This window comes from Streptomyces sp. NPDC001406 (assembly GCF_042895285.1).
Lineage (GTDB): Bacteria > Actinomycetota > Actinomycetes > Streptomycetales > Streptomycetaceae > Streptomyces.
On the sequence record NZ_JBIAWG010000001.1, the window covers coordinates 302,633 to 319,962 of the forward strand.

Sequence of the window (17,330 nt, forward strand, 5' to 3'; positions counted from 1 at the left end):
TGGGTGAGTCACCGGGGGAGGCTAACCGCGGGGCTGCGGGGCGGGCCAACCAATTACCGGGCCCGGTTGTTCGGGGAGGGGGAGGGGAGGGTTCGGAGGAGAGGGAGTCTCAGGCGGCGTCGGTGAGCAGTCGTGCGAGATGGTCCCGGCCCTTGCCCAGCAGCTCCGGAAGCGGCGGTGCCGCCTCGTACCACCGCTTCTCGTACTCCCAGCACAGCCAGCCCTCCCAGCTGTGCCGGCAGAGCACGTCCACGCACTCGGTGAGCGGCAGCACCCCGGCGCCGAGCGGCAGCGGGGTGGTGTCGTCGGCCGAGGCGATGTCCTTGACCTGGACGTATCCGAGATACGGGGCGAGTGCCGCGTAGGACTCCGAGGGCTGCTCGCCGCCCAGCCAGGTGTGCATCACGTCCCACAGCGCGCCGACCTGGCGGTGGCCGACCCGGCCCAGGATGCGGATCGCGTCGGCGCCGGTGCGGTGCGAGTCATGGGTTTCGAGCAGGATGCGGACGCCGAGGGCGGAGGCGTGCTCGGCGGCGGTGCCCAGCCGCCGGGCGGCCGTGGCGTCGGCCTCGTCCCGGGGTTGGTCGGGGGCGGCGCCCGGGAAGACCCGGACGAAGGGGGCGCCCAGGTCATGGGCGAGATCGAGGAGCCCGCGGAGCTCGTCGAGCACGGGCTCGTCGTCACCCGGCGCGGCGACGCGCGTGTACCCGGCGATGCCCATGATCTCGATCCCCGCCGCCTTGAACTCGGCGGCCACATCGGTCCGTTCGTCCGGTCCGAGGCCGATGTGCACCGGCTCCTCCGGGTGGGTGCGCAGCTCGACGCCGTGATAGCCGTGCGCGGTCGCGAGCGCCAGTACCTCAGGTACGGGCAGACCGGGAACACCGAGGGTGGAGAAGGCGAGCTTCATATGTGGACCCTACTCGTCAATCGCCCGATCCGTGCAGATCCAGACGCCAGTCCTGTCCCGTCAGATCCTTGCCGAAGGAGCGGTGGGCCGTCTCGGTGACCAGGGCGAAGCCATGGCGCTGGTAGATACGGCGGGCGGCGGAGAGGACGTCGTTGGTCCACAGGACCAGCTCGCGGTAGCCGACACCGCGCGCGAAGTCGATGACGGCCTCGACGAGCCGGTCGCCGATGCCGAGCCCGCGCGCGTCGGGCTCGACGAGGAGGAGGCGGAGGCGGGCGGTGGCCGGGGCTTCGTCCCGTACGCACATCACGCATCCCACGGGCCGCCCGCCCAGCTCGGCGATCCACACCCGCTCCAGATGCGGGTCGTGGTCCTGCGCGAAGTCGGCGACGATACGCGCGACCAGCCCTTCGTAGTCCGCGTTCCAGCCGTATTCGGCGGCGTACAGTGCGGCGTTGCGCTGCACGATCCAGCCGAGGTCACCGGGACCGGGCTCGCGCAGCACGACCTCGCCCCGGCCTGGGGTGTTCTCATCTCCCAGGAGGGTACGGATGGTCCGCATCGCCTCCGCGAGGCGCGGCCGGTCACCGGGGCGCACCGTGCCGAGCAGCGAGCCGACGCTCTCCCGGGCCCGCTCGTCGAGCAGCTCGGCGGCCTCCCGCCCCCGCGGGGTGAGCGAGATGCGCCGCCGCCGCGGATCCCTCTCGGAGGCCGAGCGCTCGACCAGCCCGTCCTGCTCGAACTTGTTCAGGATCCGGCTCAAGTAACCGGCGTCCAACGAGAGTTCGAAGCGCAGATCGGCCGCGTCGGTACGAGGGGAGTGCGCCAGCTCGTACAGGACACGGGACTCGGTGAGGGTGTAGGGGGCGTAGAGGTGGCGGCCGTAGTCGAGGGCGCCGATGACGTTCGTGTAGAAGCGGTTGAAGGCACGGATGTCCTGAACACTCATGATCGCTCGGCCCCCCGGATACTTGACTCAGTCAGAGATACCGCCGGTTCGAGGCTAGGGCACGGGGGCGGGGGGCGTCCATGCCGGGGCTAGGACCGGCTTGGGTGTACGGCCGCAACCGCAGCATGGTCGGGCGCTCCGCTGTCGCTCCGCGTCGCCTTCGGCGATGACCCTGCGGGTCACCCTTGACCAGGGCCGCGGAAGCACGGGTGAGAAGCGAGCGGGCGGCCGAGGGAAAGTGGCCGGCTTGGGTGGGTCGGGCCCTTGGGTGGGCTGCGTTCTGGGCCGGGGTGGTGGGGCGCGTCGGCGCCTCGCCTGCACGCCGGGTGGGCTGGCGGCTTGCGGTCGGTGGGTGGGTGCGGGTGGTGGGTGGTGGCGCGTCCCCGACGCCGGCGCCCGCCCGCGCCCCCCCGCCTCTCACGTCACATCGGCCCCACCGGTCACATGCAGGGGTGTGAGTGGAAGGAATGGGTCAGGTGGGGGTCGGGGAGGGGCAGGGCGGTGGGGGTGTGGGTGGCCCAGAGCTTCCACTCCGTCTCTGTTGGAGTGGGCAGGGCGGACCGAGTCGTGGGGTGCGGCGGTGCTAGGCCCGCGGTACTCCGGAGGAGGCTCGGACCATCAGTTCTCCGCGTACCGTTGCGATTCCGCCGGGCGGGGGTTCCTCTCGGCCCATTGCGATGCGGCCCGCTCGGGCTCCGGCCTCGGAGAGGGGGAGGCGTACCGTCGTCAGGGACGGTACCGCGTCGAGGCTGAAGGGCAGGTCGTCGAAGCCCGCCACCGAGACGTCCTCGGGGATGCGGCGGCCGGAGTCGCGCAGGGCCGCGCAGGCGCCCAGGGCGACGGAGTCGTTCGCGGCCACCACCGCCGTCAGGGACGGGTCCCTGCGCAGCAGTTCGAGCGTCGCCTCGTAGCCCGACCGGCGGTCGTAGCGGCCGTGGACTGTCCAGCGCGCGTCCTCCTCGATGCCTGCCGCCTCCAGTGCCGCCCGGTGTCCCTCCAGCCGGTGGCGGGTCGTGGTCCGCTCCTCGGGGCCGGCGATGTAGCCGAGGCGGCGGTGGCCCAGGCCGATCAGGTGCTCGGTCAGCTGGCGGGCGCCGCCGCGGTTGTCGAAGGTGAGGGCGATGGCCTGGGTGCCGGGGGCCGGCGGGCGCCCGCACAGGACCACCCGTGTTCCGGCCTCCGTCAGTTTGCGGAGCTTGGCCGTCATGGTGGCCGCGTGCGGTTCGTCCTCCACCGCGCCGCCCGTCAGGATCACCGCCGCGGCCCGCTGCCGCTGGAGCAGGGTCAGATAGGTCAGTTCGCGCTCCGGGGAGCCTCCGGTGTTGCAGACGACCGCCAGCCTCTCGCCGCCCGCGCGGCCGCCGGGGCCGCCGATCTCGCCCTGGATCGCGCTCGCCATGATGCCGAAGAAGGGGTCCGCGATGTCGTTGACCAGAATGCCGACCAGGTCCGAGGTCGCCGCCGCGAGGGCGCTCGCCGGGCCGTTGAGGACGTAGTCCAGCTCGTCGACCGCCCGCAGCACCCGCTCCCGCGTGGAGGCGGCCACGGGATAGTTGCCGTTCAGCACGCGCGACACCGTCGCGGGCGAGACCTGGGCGCGGGCCGCCACGTCCGCCAGGGTCACCGTCATCTCGTCGTCCTCCGGTCGCGCTTCTCGTCGTACGTCCACGTGCGGCGTACGTCGTCATACACAGGCCGCGCACGGGTCACGGTTCCACGGCCACGGTTTTGTGCAGTTCGAGCAGACCTTACGGCCCAGGACCCCTCTTGTTCGCCCCCTCGAACAACTCGATGTGGACACGGCCTTGTCCGGACCATGGGTCAGAGGCTAGCTTCTCCTGTGGTAGAAAGCGCTTGCTGTGCGGTCTACCAGTAGTGCCGGGGAAGGCAAGAGAAGACCGGTATCCAGGCGTCGAACGCCTACGAAGGGAATGACGTGACACGCAAGACCGTGCGTATCGCCATGAACGGCGTGACCGGGCGTATGGGTTACCGCCAGCACCTCGTCCGGTCGATCCTCGCCCTGCGCGACCAGGGCGGCCTCGACCTCGGCGACGGCACCGTGCTGTGGCCGGAGCCGATCCTCGTCGGCCGCCGCGGGCACGCCCTGCGCGAGATCGCCGAGCGGCACGGGCTGGAACACTGGTCGACGGACGTGGACGCGGTCCTCGCCGACCCGACCGTCGACATCTACTTCGACGCCCAGGTCACCTCCGCCCGCGAGGAGGCCATCGAGCGGGCCGTCGCCGCGGGCAAGCACATCTACACCGAGAAGCCCACCGCCACAGGGCTGGAGGGCGCCCTCGAACTCGCCCGCCTCGCCCACGAGAAGGGGATCAAGCACGGTGTCGTACAGGACAAGATCTTCCTGCCGGGGCTGCTCAAGCTGAAGCGGCTCATCGACGGCGGCTTCTTCGGGCGGATCCTGTCCGTCCGGGGCGAGTTCGGATACTGGGTCTTCGAGGGCGACTGGCAGTCGGCCCAGCGGCCCTCCTGGAACTACCGTGCCGAGGACGGCGGCGGCATCGTCGTCGACATGTTCCCGCACTGGGAGTATGTGCTGCATGGGCTTTTTGGGCGGGTTGTGTCCGTGCAGGCGCTCGCCGCCACGCATGTTCCGCAGCGCTGGGACGAGGACGGCAAGCCCTACGACGCCACCGCTGACGACGCCGCGTACGGCATCTTCGAGCTGGAGGGCGGTGCCGTCGCCCAGATCAACTCCTCCTGGGCGGTGCGGGTCAACCGGGACGAACTCGTCGAGTTCCAGGTCGACGGGACGCTGGGGTCGGCCGTCGCCGGGCTGCGCAACTGCCGCGTCCAGCACCGGTCCGCCACCCCCAAGCCCGTGTGGGACCCGGACGTCCCCGCCACCGAGGTCTTCCGCGACCAGTGGCAGGAGGTGCCGGACAACGCCGAGTTCGACAACGGCTTCAAGGCGCAGTGGGAGCTGTTCCTGAAGCACGTGTACGCCGATGCGCCGTACCACTGGGACCTGCTCGCCGGAGCCCGTGGCGTCCAGCTCGCCGAACTGGGCCTGAAGTCCTCGGCCGAGGGCCGCCGTCTCGACGTCCCGGAGATCTCGCTGTGACCATTCGACTCCCTGGACCTGGTGGTCGGTTGCGGGCCCACGAGCCTCGTGCGGAGCCGCTCGCGCTTGCTTCGGGTGCTCCGTTCACCTCCCGTACGGTCTTCTCTGCCGCGCATGTCGTCGCCGATCCGTTCGCCGACGTGTCGCCCGACTCGCCGGCCGCTGTCGACTGGGACGCCACCCTCGCCTTCCGCCGCCATCTGTGGTCGCACGGGCTGGGCGTCGCCGAGGCCATGGACACCGCCCAGCGCGGAATGGGACTGGACTGGGCGGGTGCGGCCGAGCTGATCCGGCGGTCCGCCGCCGAGGCGAAGGCGGCCGGCGGGCGGATCGCCTGCGGAGTCGGCACCGATCAGATCGCCGGCGGGTCACTCGTGGAGATCCGCGCGGCGTACGAGGAGCAGCTCGCGCTCGTCGAGGAGTCCGGGGCGCAGGCGATCGTGATGGCCTCGCGGGCGCTGGCGGCGGCCGCCGAAGGGCCCGAGGACTACCAGGAGGTGTACGGCCATCTCCTGCGGCAGGCCTCCGAACCGGTGATCCTGCACTGGCTCGGGCCGATGTTCGACCCGGCGCTGGAGGGCTACTGGGGGTCGGCCGACCTCGACGCCGCCACTGGCACCTTCCTGGAGGTCGTCGCCGCGCACCCGGACAAGGTCGACGGAATCAAGATCTCCCTGCTGGACGCCCAGCGGGAGATCGATCTGCGCCGCCGGCTCCCGCAGGGCGTGCGCTGCTACACCGGAGACGACTTCAACTACCCCGAACTGATCGCGGGCGACGAGAAGGGCTTCAGCCACGCACTGCTCGGCATCTTCGACCCGCTCGGTCCCCTGGCGGCGCAGGCGGTCCGGGTCCTCGACACGGGCGACCGGGCCGGCTTCCGTGAACTGCTCGACCCGACCGTCGAGTTGTCCCGCCACCTCTTCCGGGCCCCGACCCGCTTCTACAAGACCGGGGTCGTCTTCCTGGCCTGGCTCGCGGGGCACCAGGCGCACTTCACGATGGTCGGCGGCCTCCAGTCGGCCCGCTCCCTGCCGCACTTCGCCCGCGCCTACGAACTCGCCGACGGCCTCGGTCTGTTCCCGGACCCGAAGCTCGCGGAGGAGCGGATGAAGAGTCTGCTCTGTCTGTACGGGGTGAACCAGTGACCGGTCTTGAGCGTTTCAGCATCAACCAGATGACCGTGAGGCAGCTGTCGATGCCCGAACTGGTCGACGCCTGCCGCGAGCTGGGCGTCGGCAACGTCGGCCTGTGGCGGGAGCCCGTGCAGACGTACGGCCTGGAGGAGACCACGAAGCTCGTCCGTGACGCGGGCCTGACGGTGACCACCCTGTGCCGGGGCGGCTTCTTCACGGCCGTCGACCCGGACGCGCGTGCCGTCGCCCTTGCCGACAACCGCCGTGCCGTCGACGAGGCGGCCGCGCTCGGCACGGACACCCTGGTGCTGGTCTCGGGCGGCCTCCCGTCCGGCTCCCGGGACCTGCACGGCGCCCGCGAGTGCATCGGGGACGCGCTCGCGGAACTGGGCCCGTACGCGGAGTCCCGGGGTGTACGGCTGGCCATCGAGGCCCTCCACCCGATGTACGCCTCCGACCGCTGTGTGGTCTCCACCCTCGCCCAGGCCCTGGACCTCGCGGAACGCTTCCCCGCGCACCAGGTGGGCGTCACAGTGGACACGTACCACATCTGGTGGGACGACTCGGCGCCCGCGCAGATCGAGCGGGCGGGCGCGGGCGGCCGTATCCACAGCTTCCAACTCGCCGACTGGACCACCCCGTTGCCGCAGGGCGTCCTCAACGGACGCGGGCAGCTCGGGGACGGCTCGATCGACATGCGGGAGTGGACGCGGTACGTGGCGGCGGCCGGCTACACCGGTCCCATCGAGGTCGAGCTGTTCAACGAGGAGTTGTGGGCACGGGACGGACGAGAGGTGCTCGCGGAGACGGCGGCGCGGTTCATTGAACACGTGTTCCAATGAGCACGTGGCCGACGTGCGGCGCCCCTCGGCTGAAAAAATCTTGGAATTCCCGTACAACCCTTCTCCCACCTGCCGTGTCGTACTTGGAGTCAGGGCTTCTGGAGGGGGATCCGGGGGGATCGCGGGGGTTCTGATACGGAGGGGAAGAGCCGAGGGGGCCCGATCGACGGATCGGGCCCCCTCGAAGCTGTCCGACGCCTGCCCAAGTGTCCGGCGCCTCCCTCTCAGAGCCTCGCGACCTCTCTCAGAGCCTCGCGACCTCTTCTGCCGTCGGGAACGACTCCTGTGCGCCCCGCTTCGTTACGGCGGCGGCTCCCACGCGGGCCGCATAGGCCGCCGCCTCCGTGAGGGACGCGCCCGTCCCCAGGCGCCAGGCCAGTGCCGCGGTGAACGCGTCGCCCGCGCCGGTGGTGTCCACCGCGGCCACCTTCACCGACGGGACACGCGCCACGCCCTGGGCGTCGGCCACCAGCGCGCCCTCCGCGCCCAGCGTCACGACCACCGACCGCGGGCCCTTCGCCAGCAGCAGCCGCGCCCAGTCCTCGGGCTTCTCGCTCACACAGGCGTCCCCCAGGACGACCTTCGCCTCGTGCTCGTTCACGATCAGCGGGTTGCAGGCGGCCAGCACCTCGGCCGGGAGCGGGCGCGGCGGAGAAGGGTTCAGGACGAAGCGGCCGTCGGGGGCGAGACTGCGTACGACCTCCACGACCGTCTCCAGCGGGATCTCCAGCTGCGCCGACACCACCCGGGAGGCGTGGAAGAGGCTCCCGGCAGCCCGTATGTCCGTCGGCGTCAGCCGGCCGTTCGCGCCCGGCGACACCACGATGCTGTTGTCCCCGGACGGGTCCACCGTGATCAGCGCGACCCCGGTCGGCGCGCCGCCGACCAGCACGCCCACCGTGTCGACACCGGCCGCCCGCTGCGACTCCAGGAGCAGTCGGCCGTGGGCGTCGTCCCCGACCCGGGCCAGCAGGGCCGTACGGGCCCCGAGCCGGGCGGCCGCGACCGCCTGGTTGGCGCCCTTGCCGCCGGGGTGGACGGCCAGGTCTTTGCCGAGCACCGTCTCTCCGGCGCCGGGACGCCGCTCGACACCTATCACCAGGTCGGCGTTGGCCGATCCCACGACCAGGAGGTCGTAGTCGTACATGTGAGGGCTCCTGTTCCGACTGTTCCGACTGTTGCGACTGTTGCGACGAAGAGCGCGGTACCTCGGACGTGTATAGCGCGCCTGCACTTCCCGCCCGTTGCCCGCGGGCTTCCCGGACTGTCACAGGCCCCCTGTAGCGTCGGATCATGTCCAATCAGGCGGGGGCTGCCCAGCCCGGGGAGCGGCGATCGGCCACGCTGGAAGGCGTGCTCGAACGGATCACGTATGCCAATGAGGAGAACGGCTACACGGTCGCCCGGGTCGACGCCGGCAGAGGCGCCGGTGATCTCCTCACCGTCGTCGGCGCGCTGCTCGGCGCCCAGGTCGGCGAGTCCCTGCGCATGGAGGGCCGCTGGGGCTCTCATCCCCAGTACGGCAAGCAGTTCACCGTCGAGAACTACACGACGGTCCTGCCGGCCACGGTCCAGGGCATCCGGCGCTACCTCGGGTCCGGGCTGGTCAAGGGCATCGGACCGGTCTTCGCCGACCGCATCACCCAGCACTTCGGCATGGACACCCTGCGGATCATCGAGGAGGAGCCCAAGCGGCTGATCGAGGTCCCCGGCCTGGGGCCCAAGCGGACCAGGAAGATCGCCGACGCCTGGGAGGAGCAGAAGGCGATCAAGGAGGTCATGCTCTTCCTGCAGACGGTGGAGGTCTCGACGTCCATCGCGGTGCGCATCTACAAGAAGTACGGCGACGCCTCGATCTCGGTCGTGAAGAACCAGCCGTACCGACTGGCCGCCGACGTCTGGGGCATCGGCTTCCTCACCGCCGACAAGATCGCCCAGTCCGTCGGCATCCCGCACGACAGCCCGGAGCGCGTCAAGGCCGGACTGCAGTACGCGCTCTCGCAATCCGCCGACCAGGGGAACTGCTATCTGCCCGAGGAGCGGCTCATCGCCGACGCGGTGAAGCTGCTGCAGGTCGACACCGGGCTGGTCATCGAGTGCCTCGGCGAGCTGGCGGAGCCGCCCGAGGACGGGTCCGACCCCGGTGTCGTACGGGAGAAGGTCCCGGGCCCGGACGGCGGCGAGCCCGTCACCGCCGTCTACCTCGTCCCCTTCCACCGCGCCGAACTCTCCCTCGCCGCCCAGCTGTTGCGCCTGCTGCGCACCGACGAGGACCGGATGCCCGGCTTCCGGGACGTGACCTGGGAGAAGGCGCTGGGCTGGCTGAAGTCCCGTACCGGTGCCGAGCTCGCCCCGGAGCAGGAGGCCGCGGTCAAGCTGGCGCTGACCGAGAAGGTCGCCGTCCTGACCGGCGGGCCCGGCTGCGGCAAGTCCTTCACGGTCCGCTCGATCGTGGAGCTGGCCCGCGCCAAGAAGGCCAGGGTCGTGCTCGCCGCGCCCACCGGCCGGGCCGCCAAGCGCCTGGCCGAGCTGACCGGAGCGGAGGCGTCCACCGTCCACCGGCTCCTCGAACTCAAGCCGGGCGGCGACGCGGCGTACGACAAGGACCGTCCGCTGGAGGCCGACCTGGTGGTGGTGGACGAGGCCTCCATGCTGGACCTGCTGCTCGCCAACAAGCTGGTCAAGGCGGTGGCTCCGGGGGCCCATCTGCTGTTCGTGGGGGACGTGGACCAGCTGCCCAGCGTGGGCGCGGGCGAGGTGCTGAGGGATCTGCTGGCCGACCGCAGCCCGATCCCGGCGGTCCGTCTGACCCGGGTCTTCCGTCAGGCGCAGCAGTCCGGGGTGGTGACCAACGCGCACCGGATCAACGCGGGGCAGCATCCGCTCACCGACGGGATGAAGGACTTCTTCCTCTTCGTCGAGGACGACACAGAGGAGGCGGGGCGGCTCACCGTGGATGTGGCGGCCCGGCGTGTTCCGGCCAAGTTCGGTCTCGACCCGCGCCGGGACGTCCAGGTCCTGGCGCCCATGCACCGCGGCCCCGCGGGCGCCGGCACGCTCAACGGCCTGCTCCAGCAGGCCATCACGCCCGGCCGCCCCGACCTGCCCGAGAAGCGGTTCGGCGGCCGGGTCTTCCGGGTCGGCGACAAGGTGACCCAGATTCGCAACAATTACGAGAAGGGCAAGAACGGTGTCTTCAACGGCACCGTGGGCGTGGTCACCTCGCTCGACCCGGTCGACCAGCGCCTCACGGTGCTGACGGACGAGGACGAGGAGGTTCCGTACGAATTCGACGAGCTGGACGAACTGGCGCATGCGTATGCGGTGACCATCCACCGCTCGCAGGGCAGTGAGTATCCGGCGGTGGTGATCCCGGTCACCACGGGTGCCTGGATGATGCTGCAGCGCAACCTCCTCTACACGGCGGTCACGCGCGCCAAGAAGCTGGTCGTCCTCGTCGGTTCACGCAAGGCGATCGGCCAGGCGGTGCGCACGGTGTCGGCCGGGCGACGCTGTACGGCACTGGACTTCCGGCTCGATCCCAAGAAATGATCGATCAAATGAGTCGCGAAGGTCACAGAGCACTTCCAGATGGGGAAACAACCGGGCAGGATGAGCAGGTTGGCGGCACTGAGTGCCGCCAGTAGGCCCAATGGTCGACCCCGAGTGCACTCTCCTGAGCCAAATGGGGGATGGTAGAGACAGTCAGGGCACCTCGAAGATGAGGCACTACGTCGGTGAGGGAAGACGTGAGCGACAACTCTGTAGTACTGCGGTACGGCGACGGCGAGTACACCTACCCGGTGATCGACAGCACCGTCGGCGACAAGGGCTTCGACATCGGGAAGCTCCGCGCCCAGACCGGTCTGGTGACTCTGGACAGCGGCTACGGCAACACCGCCGCCTATAAATCCGCGATCACCTACCTCGACGGCGAGGCGGGCATCCTCCGGTACCGCGGCTACCCGATCGAGCAGCTGGCCGAGCGCTCCACCTTCCTCGAGGTGGCCTATCTGCTGATCAACGGTGAGCTGCCGACCATCGACGAGCTCACCTCCTTCCAGAACGACATCACGCAGCACACCCTGCTGCACGAGGACGTCAAGAACTTCTACAAGGGCTTCCCGCGCGACGCCCACCCGATGGCGATGCTGTCGTCGGTCGTCTCGGCGCTGTCCACCTTCTACCAGGACAGCCACAACCCCTTCGACGAGAAGCAGCGCAACCTCTCGACGATCCGTCTGCTCGCCAAGCTCCCGACGATCGCGGCCTACGCGTACAAGAAGTCGATCGGTCACCCGTTCGTCTACCCGCGCAACGACCTCGGCTACGTCGAGAACTTCCTCCGTATGACCTTCTCGGTCCCGGCGCAGGACTACGACCTGGACCCGGTCGTCGTCTCCGCGCTCGACAAGCTGCTCATCCTGCACGCCGACCACGAGCAGAACTGCTCGACGTCGACGGTTCGCCTGGTCGGCTCGTCGCAGGCGAACATGTTCGCGTCGATCTCGGCCGGCATCTCCGCCCTGTGGGGCCCGCTGCACGGCGGCGCCAACCAGTCCGTCCTGGAGATGCTGGAGGGCATCCAGGTGAACGGCGGCGACGTCGACTCCTTCATCCGCAAGGTGAAGAACAAGGAGGACGGCGTCCGCCTGATGGGCTTCGGCCACCGGGTGTACAAGTCCTTCGACCCGCGCGCCAAGATCATCAAGGCCGCCGCGCACGATGTCCTCTCCGCCCTCGGCAAGTCCGACGAGCTGCTGGACATCGCGCTGAAGCTGGAGGAGCACGCGCTCTCCGACGACTACTTCGTCTCGCGCAACCTCTACCCGAACGTCGACTTCTACACCGGTCTGATCTACCGGGCCATGGGCTTCCCGACCGAGATGTTCACGGTCCTGTTCGCCCTCGGCCGGCTGCCGGGCTGGATCGCCCAGTGGCACGAGATGATCAAGGAGCCGGGCTCGCGCATCGGCCGCCCGCGCCAGATCTACACGGGCGTGGTGGAGCGCGACTTCATCCCGGTCGAGGAACGCTGACACCTGCCGGTGAGGGGCGCCGATCCACCGGTGCCCCTGCCACTGGGCTGAGGCTCCCGCCGCTGGGTTGGTGCTCCGTCGGCTCCGGTGCCCCGGGGGCTTCGGGTCCCCGGGTGGGAATGGTCGCGGATGCGGCGGAGCCCGCTGTCGTTCCGCCGAGGAGCGCTGATGCCCGCCGGTGAGGGGCGCCGTTTCGCGGCGCCGCGGCGGCGAAGCGCCGTAAAGAGAAGGACAGACAGAAGGCGCCCTGGAGCGTCGGTCCCCCCACGGGCCGACGACCAGGGCGCCTTCCCATGTCCCGGTGCGGATTCCCCCCACGGGATCCGGCCGGGCGCTTGCGAGGACAGCGCCTGAATCGCTGTTTGAGCACAACGAGCAGAACTCGCCGTACTCCGTCGTGCTCCAGTGATGCGGTGCGATCTGCCGGGACCCGTACGGATCGGGAGGGCCGCTCAAAGCTTCCCGAAGTACGCGCCCCGGCAACGCATTTCTGAGGAAGTCCCCCAAGACATCCCCAGATGCCGTCCAACGCCCCCCAAGACGCTGTACGACATCGCCAACTTAGACCTTCGAACCCCTTCGATGGTTACGTTCACATCACTGTGATCTGCGTCTCTTGCATATGTCCGTTAGATACGCAAGAGCCCCGATACGACGATCGAAGCCCAAGCGTAAGGATGATGCGCGAGCCTTGTGAAGAGCTTATGTGAGGCGCGCGTTGGTCTCTAGGGGGACTCTTACTTCGACTTGGCCGTACTGTCGGTAACTTCAGCGGAACGTACGGAGACGGAGGCTGTTCGTCACCACGAACACCGACGAGAAGGCCATCGCCGCCCCCGCGATCATCGGGTTCAGCAGCCCGGCCGCGGCCAGCGGCAGCGCGGCGACGTTGTAGCCGAACGCCCACACCAGGTTGCCCTTGATCGTGCTCAGCGTCCGCCGCGACAGCCGGATGGCATCCGCGGCCACCCGCAGATCCCCCCGCACCAGCGTCAGATCGCCCGCCTCGATCGCCGCGTCCGTACCGGTCCCCATCGCAAGACCCAGATCGGCGGTGGCGAGCGCGGCCGCGTCGTTGACGCCGTCACCCACCATGGCGACCGTCCGCCCCTCGCCCTGCAGCCGTCGTACGACCGCCACCTTGTCCTCGGGCAGCACCTCGGCGATCACCTCGTCGATCCCCACGGCACGCGCGACCGTCTCGGCCACCGCCCGGTTGTCCCCGGTGAGCAGCACCGGCGTGAGTCCGAGCGCGCGCAGCTCGCGCACCGCCTCCGCGCTGGTCTGCTTGACCGCGTCGGCGACGGCGAGAACGCCGCGAGCCGTTCCGTCCCAGCCGACCACGACGGCCGTACGACCGCCCTTCTCGGCCTCGTCCCGGGCGTGGGCCACATCCTCCGGAAGTGTCTCGAAAAGGCGGCCCACGGCCACCTCACGGCCCGCCACGCGCCCGCGTACGCCCCGCCCGGGGACGTTCTCGAAGTGCTCGACGTCCGGCAGCGTCCCGACACGCTTCTCGGCGCCCGCCGCGACCGCCCGGGCGACCGGGTGCTCGGAGGCGTGCTCCAGGGCGCCCGCGAGCCGCAGCAGCTCCTTCTCGTCGGTGCCCTCGGCGGCGTACACCTCCTGGAGGGTCATCCGGCCGGTGGTGACCGTGCCGGTCTTGTCCAGGACGACCGTGTCGACGCGGCGCGTGGACTCCAGGACCTCCGGGCCCTTGATCAGGATGCCGAGCTGGGCGCCCCGGCCGGTGCCGACCATCAGTGCGGTCGGCGTGGCCAGGCCCAGCGCGCACGGGCAGGCGATGATCAGCACGGCGACGGCCGCGGTGAAGGCGGCCACGCTGTCCCCGGTGACGCCGAGCCACACGCCGAACGTACCCAGCGCGATGAGGATGACCACCGGCACGAACACCGCCGAGACCCGGTCGGCCAGCCGCTGCACCTCCGCCTTGCCGTTCTGCGCGTCTTCCACCAGCTTCGCCATCCGCGAGAGCTGGGTGTCCGCGCCGACCCGGGTCGCCTCGACGACCAGCCGGCCCCCGGCGTTGACCGTCGCGCCCGTCACGGTGGAGCCGACCGACACGTCCACCGGCACCGACTCACCGGTCAGCATGGCGGCGTCGACCGCGGACACGCCCTCGACCACGGTGCCGTCGGTGGCGATCTTCTCGCCGGGCCGTACGACGAACCGGTCGCCGACCGCCAGGGAGGCCACCGGAACACGCACCTCACGGCCGTCCCGCAGGACGGCGACGTCCTTGGCGCCCAGCTCCATCAGCGCCCGCAGCGCCGCCCCGGCGCGCCGCTTGGAGCGGGCCTCCAGATAGCGGCCGAGCAGGATCAGCGCGACGACTCCGGCGGCGACCTCCAGGTAGATGGTGGACGCGCCGTCCATGCGGGAGACGGTGAACCGGAACTCGTCGTGCATGCCCGGCATGCCCGCGTCGCCGAAGAACAGCGCCCACAGCGACCAGCCGAACGCGGCCAGCGTGCCCACCGAGACGAGCGTGTCCATGGTGGCGGCGCCGTGCCGGGCGTTGGTCCACGCCGCGCGGTGGAAGGGCAGACCGCCCCAGACGACGACCGGGGCCGCGAGGGTGAGTGAGAGCCACTGCCAGTTGTCGAACTGCAGCGCCGGGACCATGGCCAGCAGCACCACCGGGGCGGCGAGCAGGACGGAGACCAGCAGACGGTGACGGAGGGCGGTGAGTTCGGGGTCCGCCTCGGGCGCTTCCGCGTTCTCGGGCCCGGCCTCGGGTTCGGGGAGCGGCGGCGGGGGCTCCTCGGCCGTGTACCCCGTCTTCACCACGGTGGCGATCAGATCGGCGACCTGCACGCCATCGGCGTACGAGACCTTCGCCTTCTCCGTCGCGTAGTTCACCGTGGCGGTGACCCCGTCCATCCGGTTGAGCTTCTTCTCGACCCGGGCGGCGCAGGAGGCGCAGGTCATCCCTCCGATGACGAGCTCGACCTCGGCGGTCCCGGTGTGTATCGGCGTATCCGTGGTGCCGCTGGTCGTATCTGTGGTGCTGCTGGTCATGTCCGGACTCCAGACATCGGACCGGACCGTACGGAAGCCAGTATCAGCTGGTCGGTACGGCCCGGTCGGAGGCGAAAGGTTTCGGGCCCCGCTCGCTGTGCCGGGCCCGGAGGGTCAGGCCTTGCCGACGAGCTCGAAGCCGGCCTCGTCGACGGCGGCGCGGACGGCCTCCTCGTCGAGCGGGGCGGCGGAGACCACGGTGACCTCGCCGGTGGAGGCGACGGCCTTCACCGAGTCGACGCCGGGGATCTCGGAGATCTCACTGGAGACGGAGCCCTCGCAGTGTCCGCAGCTCATCCCGCTCACCTTGTAGACGGTGGTGACGGAGCCCGGGGTGTCGGTCTGGGTGGTCATGTTGTTGCTCCTCGTCGAGGCGTGTGAGGCCGGTGGGACCCACGATGAGGCCCTCATTCCTCAGACTATACCCCTAGGGGGTACCTCTCCAAGGGATGTCCCGGCGTGCCAGCGCGCCCGCCCAGCCGACGCCGAGCAGCGACACGAGCACCAGACCGCCGATCGAGAAGAGCGCGAAGAGGTGGTCCCGCACCTCGGTGGGCGCGGGGAGGTACCCCTGGGCGAGGGGCTGCCGGTCCGGTCCGGTGTCGACCAGACGGGCCACGATCCAGGCCGCCGCGCCGTGCGTGGAGTCCCACAGGGTGTGCAGCAGGCAGACGCCGGCGTAGGCGGCGACGACCGGGGAGACGAGCCGGAAGCGGCCGTTCGGGCGGCGGTGGGAGAGCAGGACGGCGCCCGTGATCGCCGTCCACAGGCCGTGCCCGAGAGGCGTCAGCACCCCGCGCAGGAGTTCGGTTTCGAGCAGTGCGCGCAGATCGACGCCGTCGGCGGCGACGGCCGCGTCGAAGGCGTAGCCGACGCTCTCCAGCGCCGCGAAGCCGAGGCCGACGGTCGCGCCGAGCACCATCCCGGCCCGGGTGCCGTGGATCCCCGGCTGCCGGCGCAGCACGAACACCAGCGCGCCGAGCTTCGCCGCCTCCTCGGTCAGCGCGACGCCGACGAACAGCGACAGGGAGGGGCGGAGCAGGTGGTACTCCATCACCGACGCGCCGAGGACGCCGAGCGCGCCGCCGGCCAGGAGGCAGCCGAGGATCGCACTGACCCCCAGGTCGCGGCTGTGCCGCTCATAGGCCCAGAGCACGAAGGTGACGGGGACGAGGAAGCCGCCGAGCAGGATCAGGGTGGGCAGCAGCGCGAAGCTCCTCGTCGCGTACGTCACCAGCGCGGTCAGCACCCACAGGCCGAGCCCGCCGGCCAGGCAGCGCCGCCACAGACCGGCGCGGATGCGGGGGTAGGGCGGTGGGGGCTGCTTGGGGCCGGGGATGCGGGCGCGGGGTGCGCCGGGCGGCGGAGAGTGGGTCACGGCAAGTCCCCTCGTGCTCCTGCTGGCTGAGGCGATTCATCCGCACCTTAAGCAGATGTTCCTTGTGCCGCAGGCCGAGGGGAATACGGTGAATACGACCGTCTGGTCGGATGTATTCCCTATGTCGCTGCCCGGCCGCCGCCGCTGACGCCGAGTCGGCTGCCGACCAGGGGCTCCAGATAGCGGATGAGGACGTTCTTCACTTCCTGGATGTACGCCTCGCGCTGCGCACCCTCATGGGTGAGGACCAGCTCCAGGCCCGCCTTGTAGATGCCGAGGCAGATCTGCGCCGTGCGTGTGACGTCGGCCGGGGGCGTCTCGGGGAGGTACGAGGAGATCAGCCCCTCGATGCGGCCGACGAGGGTGGAGTGCAGCGCCTCGTGCTGCTCGGCCATCCGGCCGGGGATGTCGGGGCCGTGCATGAGCGCGAAGAAGACGGGGTGCTCGGTGTTGAAGGCCATGAAGCGGTCGACGGCCGCGGAGACGGCCTCCTCCAGCGGAGTGTCGGGGCCGACCGGCGCGAGCGCCTCGCCGTAGGTCTCCCGCATCTCGTGCATGAGCCGGTCGCCCAGTTCGATCGCGATCGCTTCCTTGTTCGGGAAGAACTGGTAGAGCGTGCCCGGCGAGACGCGTGCCTCGCGGGCGATGGCGTTGGTGCTGGACGCCGTGTAGCCGGTCGTGCAGAAGACGGAGGCCGCGGCCTCCAGCAACTGGGCGATGCGCCGCTCGCCGCGGGCCTGGCGGCGGCGCGGCTGCTCCTTGCCCTGTTCCTTCCCCGGCTTATCGGGCACGGCTTATCCCCAGCTTCCGAGCGTGATTGACAAACGCGAGTGCTCGCTCGCATTCTTGAGAAACGCGAGCGATCTCTCGTGTTTGTCAGTCTATGGCAATGACCGATCCATGCTGCCTGCCTGCGTACAGCACGGGTCACGGTGAAGGGGACACC

13 protein-coding genes are annotated in these 17,330 nt (G+C 70.3%); 5 read left to right on the plus strand and 8 right to left on the minus strand.

The genetic code is table 11. The annotated features are described in order from the left end of the window. Nucleotides 1-109: 109 nt before the first annotated feature. The 3 genes from ACFY1J_RS01385 to ACFY1J_RS01395 all read right to left on the minus strand — a co-directional run bounded on the left by ACFY1J_RS01385 (nt 110) and on the right by ACFY1J_RS01395 (nt 3,489). Nucleotides 110-910 carry a sugar phosphate isomerase/epimerase family protein gene (locus ACFY1J_RS01385; protein WP_390730366.1) on the minus strand — a complete coding sequence of 267 codons (801 nt, stop codon included), beginning with the start codon at nt 908-910 and terminating at the stop codon, nt 110-112. A 16-nt stretch (nt 911-926) separates the two neighbouring features. Continuing rightward, nucleotides 927-1,859 carry a GNAT family N-acetyltransferase gene (locus ACFY1J_RS01390; RefSeq protein ID WP_390730367.1) on the minus strand — a complete coding sequence of 311 codons (933 nt, stop codon included), beginning with the start codon at nt 1,857-1,859 and terminating at the stop codon, nt 927-929. A gap of 583 nt (nt 1,860-2,442) precedes the next feature. Beyond that, on the minus strand, nt 2,443-3,489 hold the full coding sequence (locus tag ACFY1J_RS01395) for a LacI family DNA-binding transcriptional regulator (RefSeq protein ID WP_390706710.1): 1,047 nt from the start codon (nt 3,487-3,489) through the stop codon (nt 2,443-2,445). Nucleotides 3,490-3,795: 306 nt separating this feature from the next. Here ACFY1J_RS01395 and ACFY1J_RS01400 point away from each other — a divergent pair, with 306 nt between their 5' ends. From ACFY1J_RS01400 to ACFY1J_RS01410, 3 genes are read left to right on the plus strand one after another with little or no spacing between them, the layout of a single operon-like run. Continuing rightward, nucleotides 3,796-4,947 (plus strand): Gfo/Idh/MocA family protein, encoded by a 1,152-nt coding sequence (locus ACFY1J_RS01400; RefSeq protein WP_390730368.1) that lies wholly within the window; start codon nt 3,796-3,798, stop codon nt 4,945-4,947. Further along, on the plus strand, nt 4,944-6,095 hold the full coding sequence (locus tag ACFY1J_RS01405; protein WP_390730369.1) for a dihydrodipicolinate synthase family protein: 1,152 nt from the start codon (nt 4,944-4,946) through the stop codon (nt 6,093-6,095). Before ACFY1J_RS01400 ends, ACFY1J_RS01405 begins: the two co-directional genes overlap by 4 nt. A 29-nt stretch (nt 6,096-6,124) precedes the next feature. Further along, nucleotides 6,125-6,925: a sugar phosphate isomerase/epimerase family protein gene (locus ACFY1J_RS01410; RefSeq protein ID WP_390730370.1), complete on the plus strand. Its 801-nt coding sequence runs from the start codon at nt 6,125-6,127 to the stop codon at nt 6,923-6,925. Between the two features lie 244 nt (nt 6,926-7,169). On the opposite strand, the gene ACFY1J_RS01415 is transcribed toward ACFY1J_RS01410, so the two are convergent. After that, nucleotides 7,170-8,072: a ribokinase gene (locus ACFY1J_RS01415; protein ID WP_390706706.1), complete on the minus strand. Its 903-nt coding sequence runs from the start codon at nt 8,070-8,072 to the stop codon at nt 7,170-7,172. 146 nt (nt 8,073-8,218) lie between these two features. Here ACFY1J_RS01415 and ACFY1J_RS01420 point away from each other — a divergent pair, with 146 nt between their 5' ends. Both ACFY1J_RS01420 and ACFY1J_RS01425 read left to right on the plus strand, forming a co-directional pair. After that, nucleotides 8,219-10,477, plus strand: a complete 2,259-nt coding sequence (locus ACFY1J_RS01420; protein ID WP_390730371.1) for an ATP-dependent RecD-like DNA helicase — start codon at nt 8,219-8,221, stop codon at nt 10,475-10,477. 197 nt (nt 10,478-10,674) lie between these two features. Beyond that, nucleotides 10,675-11,964 (plus strand): citrate synthase, encoded by a 1,290-nt coding sequence (locus ACFY1J_RS01425; RefSeq protein WP_390730372.1) that lies wholly within the window; start codon nt 10,675-10,677, stop codon nt 11,962-11,964. Between the two features lie 768 nt (nt 11,965-12,732). Here ACFY1J_RS01425 and ACFY1J_RS01430 read toward each other — a convergent pair. The 4 genes from ACFY1J_RS01430 to ACFY1J_RS01445 all read right to left on the minus strand — a co-directional run bounded on the left by ACFY1J_RS01430 (nt 12,733) and on the right by ACFY1J_RS01445 (nt 17,175). Then, a complete protein-coding gene (locus ACFY1J_RS01430) occupies nt 12,733-15,006 on the minus strand; it encodes a heavy metal translocating P-type ATPase (RefSeq protein WP_390730373.1) in 2,274 nt (757 codons plus the stop codon). A 114-nt stretch (nt 15,007-15,120) separates the two neighbouring features. Then, on the minus strand, nt 15,121-15,360 hold the full coding sequence (locus tag ACFY1J_RS01435) for a heavy-metal-associated domain-containing protein (protein ID WP_316754217.1): 240 nt from the start codon (nt 15,358-15,360) through the stop codon (nt 15,121-15,123). 73 nt (nt 15,361-15,433) lie between these two features. Next, nucleotides 15,434-16,384 (minus strand): PrsW family intramembrane metalloprotease, encoded by a 951-nt coding sequence (locus ACFY1J_RS01440; RefSeq protein ID WP_390730374.1) that lies wholly within the window; start codon nt 16,382-16,384, stop codon nt 15,434-15,436. 119 nt (nt 16,385-16,503) lie between these two features. Then, nucleotides 16,504-17,175 carry a TetR/AcrR family transcriptional regulator gene (locus ACFY1J_RS01445; RefSeq protein ID WP_390706702.1) on the minus strand — a complete coding sequence of 224 codons (672 nt, stop codon included), beginning with the start codon at nt 17,173-17,175 and terminating at the stop codon, nt 16,504-16,506. Between the last annotated feature and the right edge of the window lie 155 nt (nt 17,176-17,330).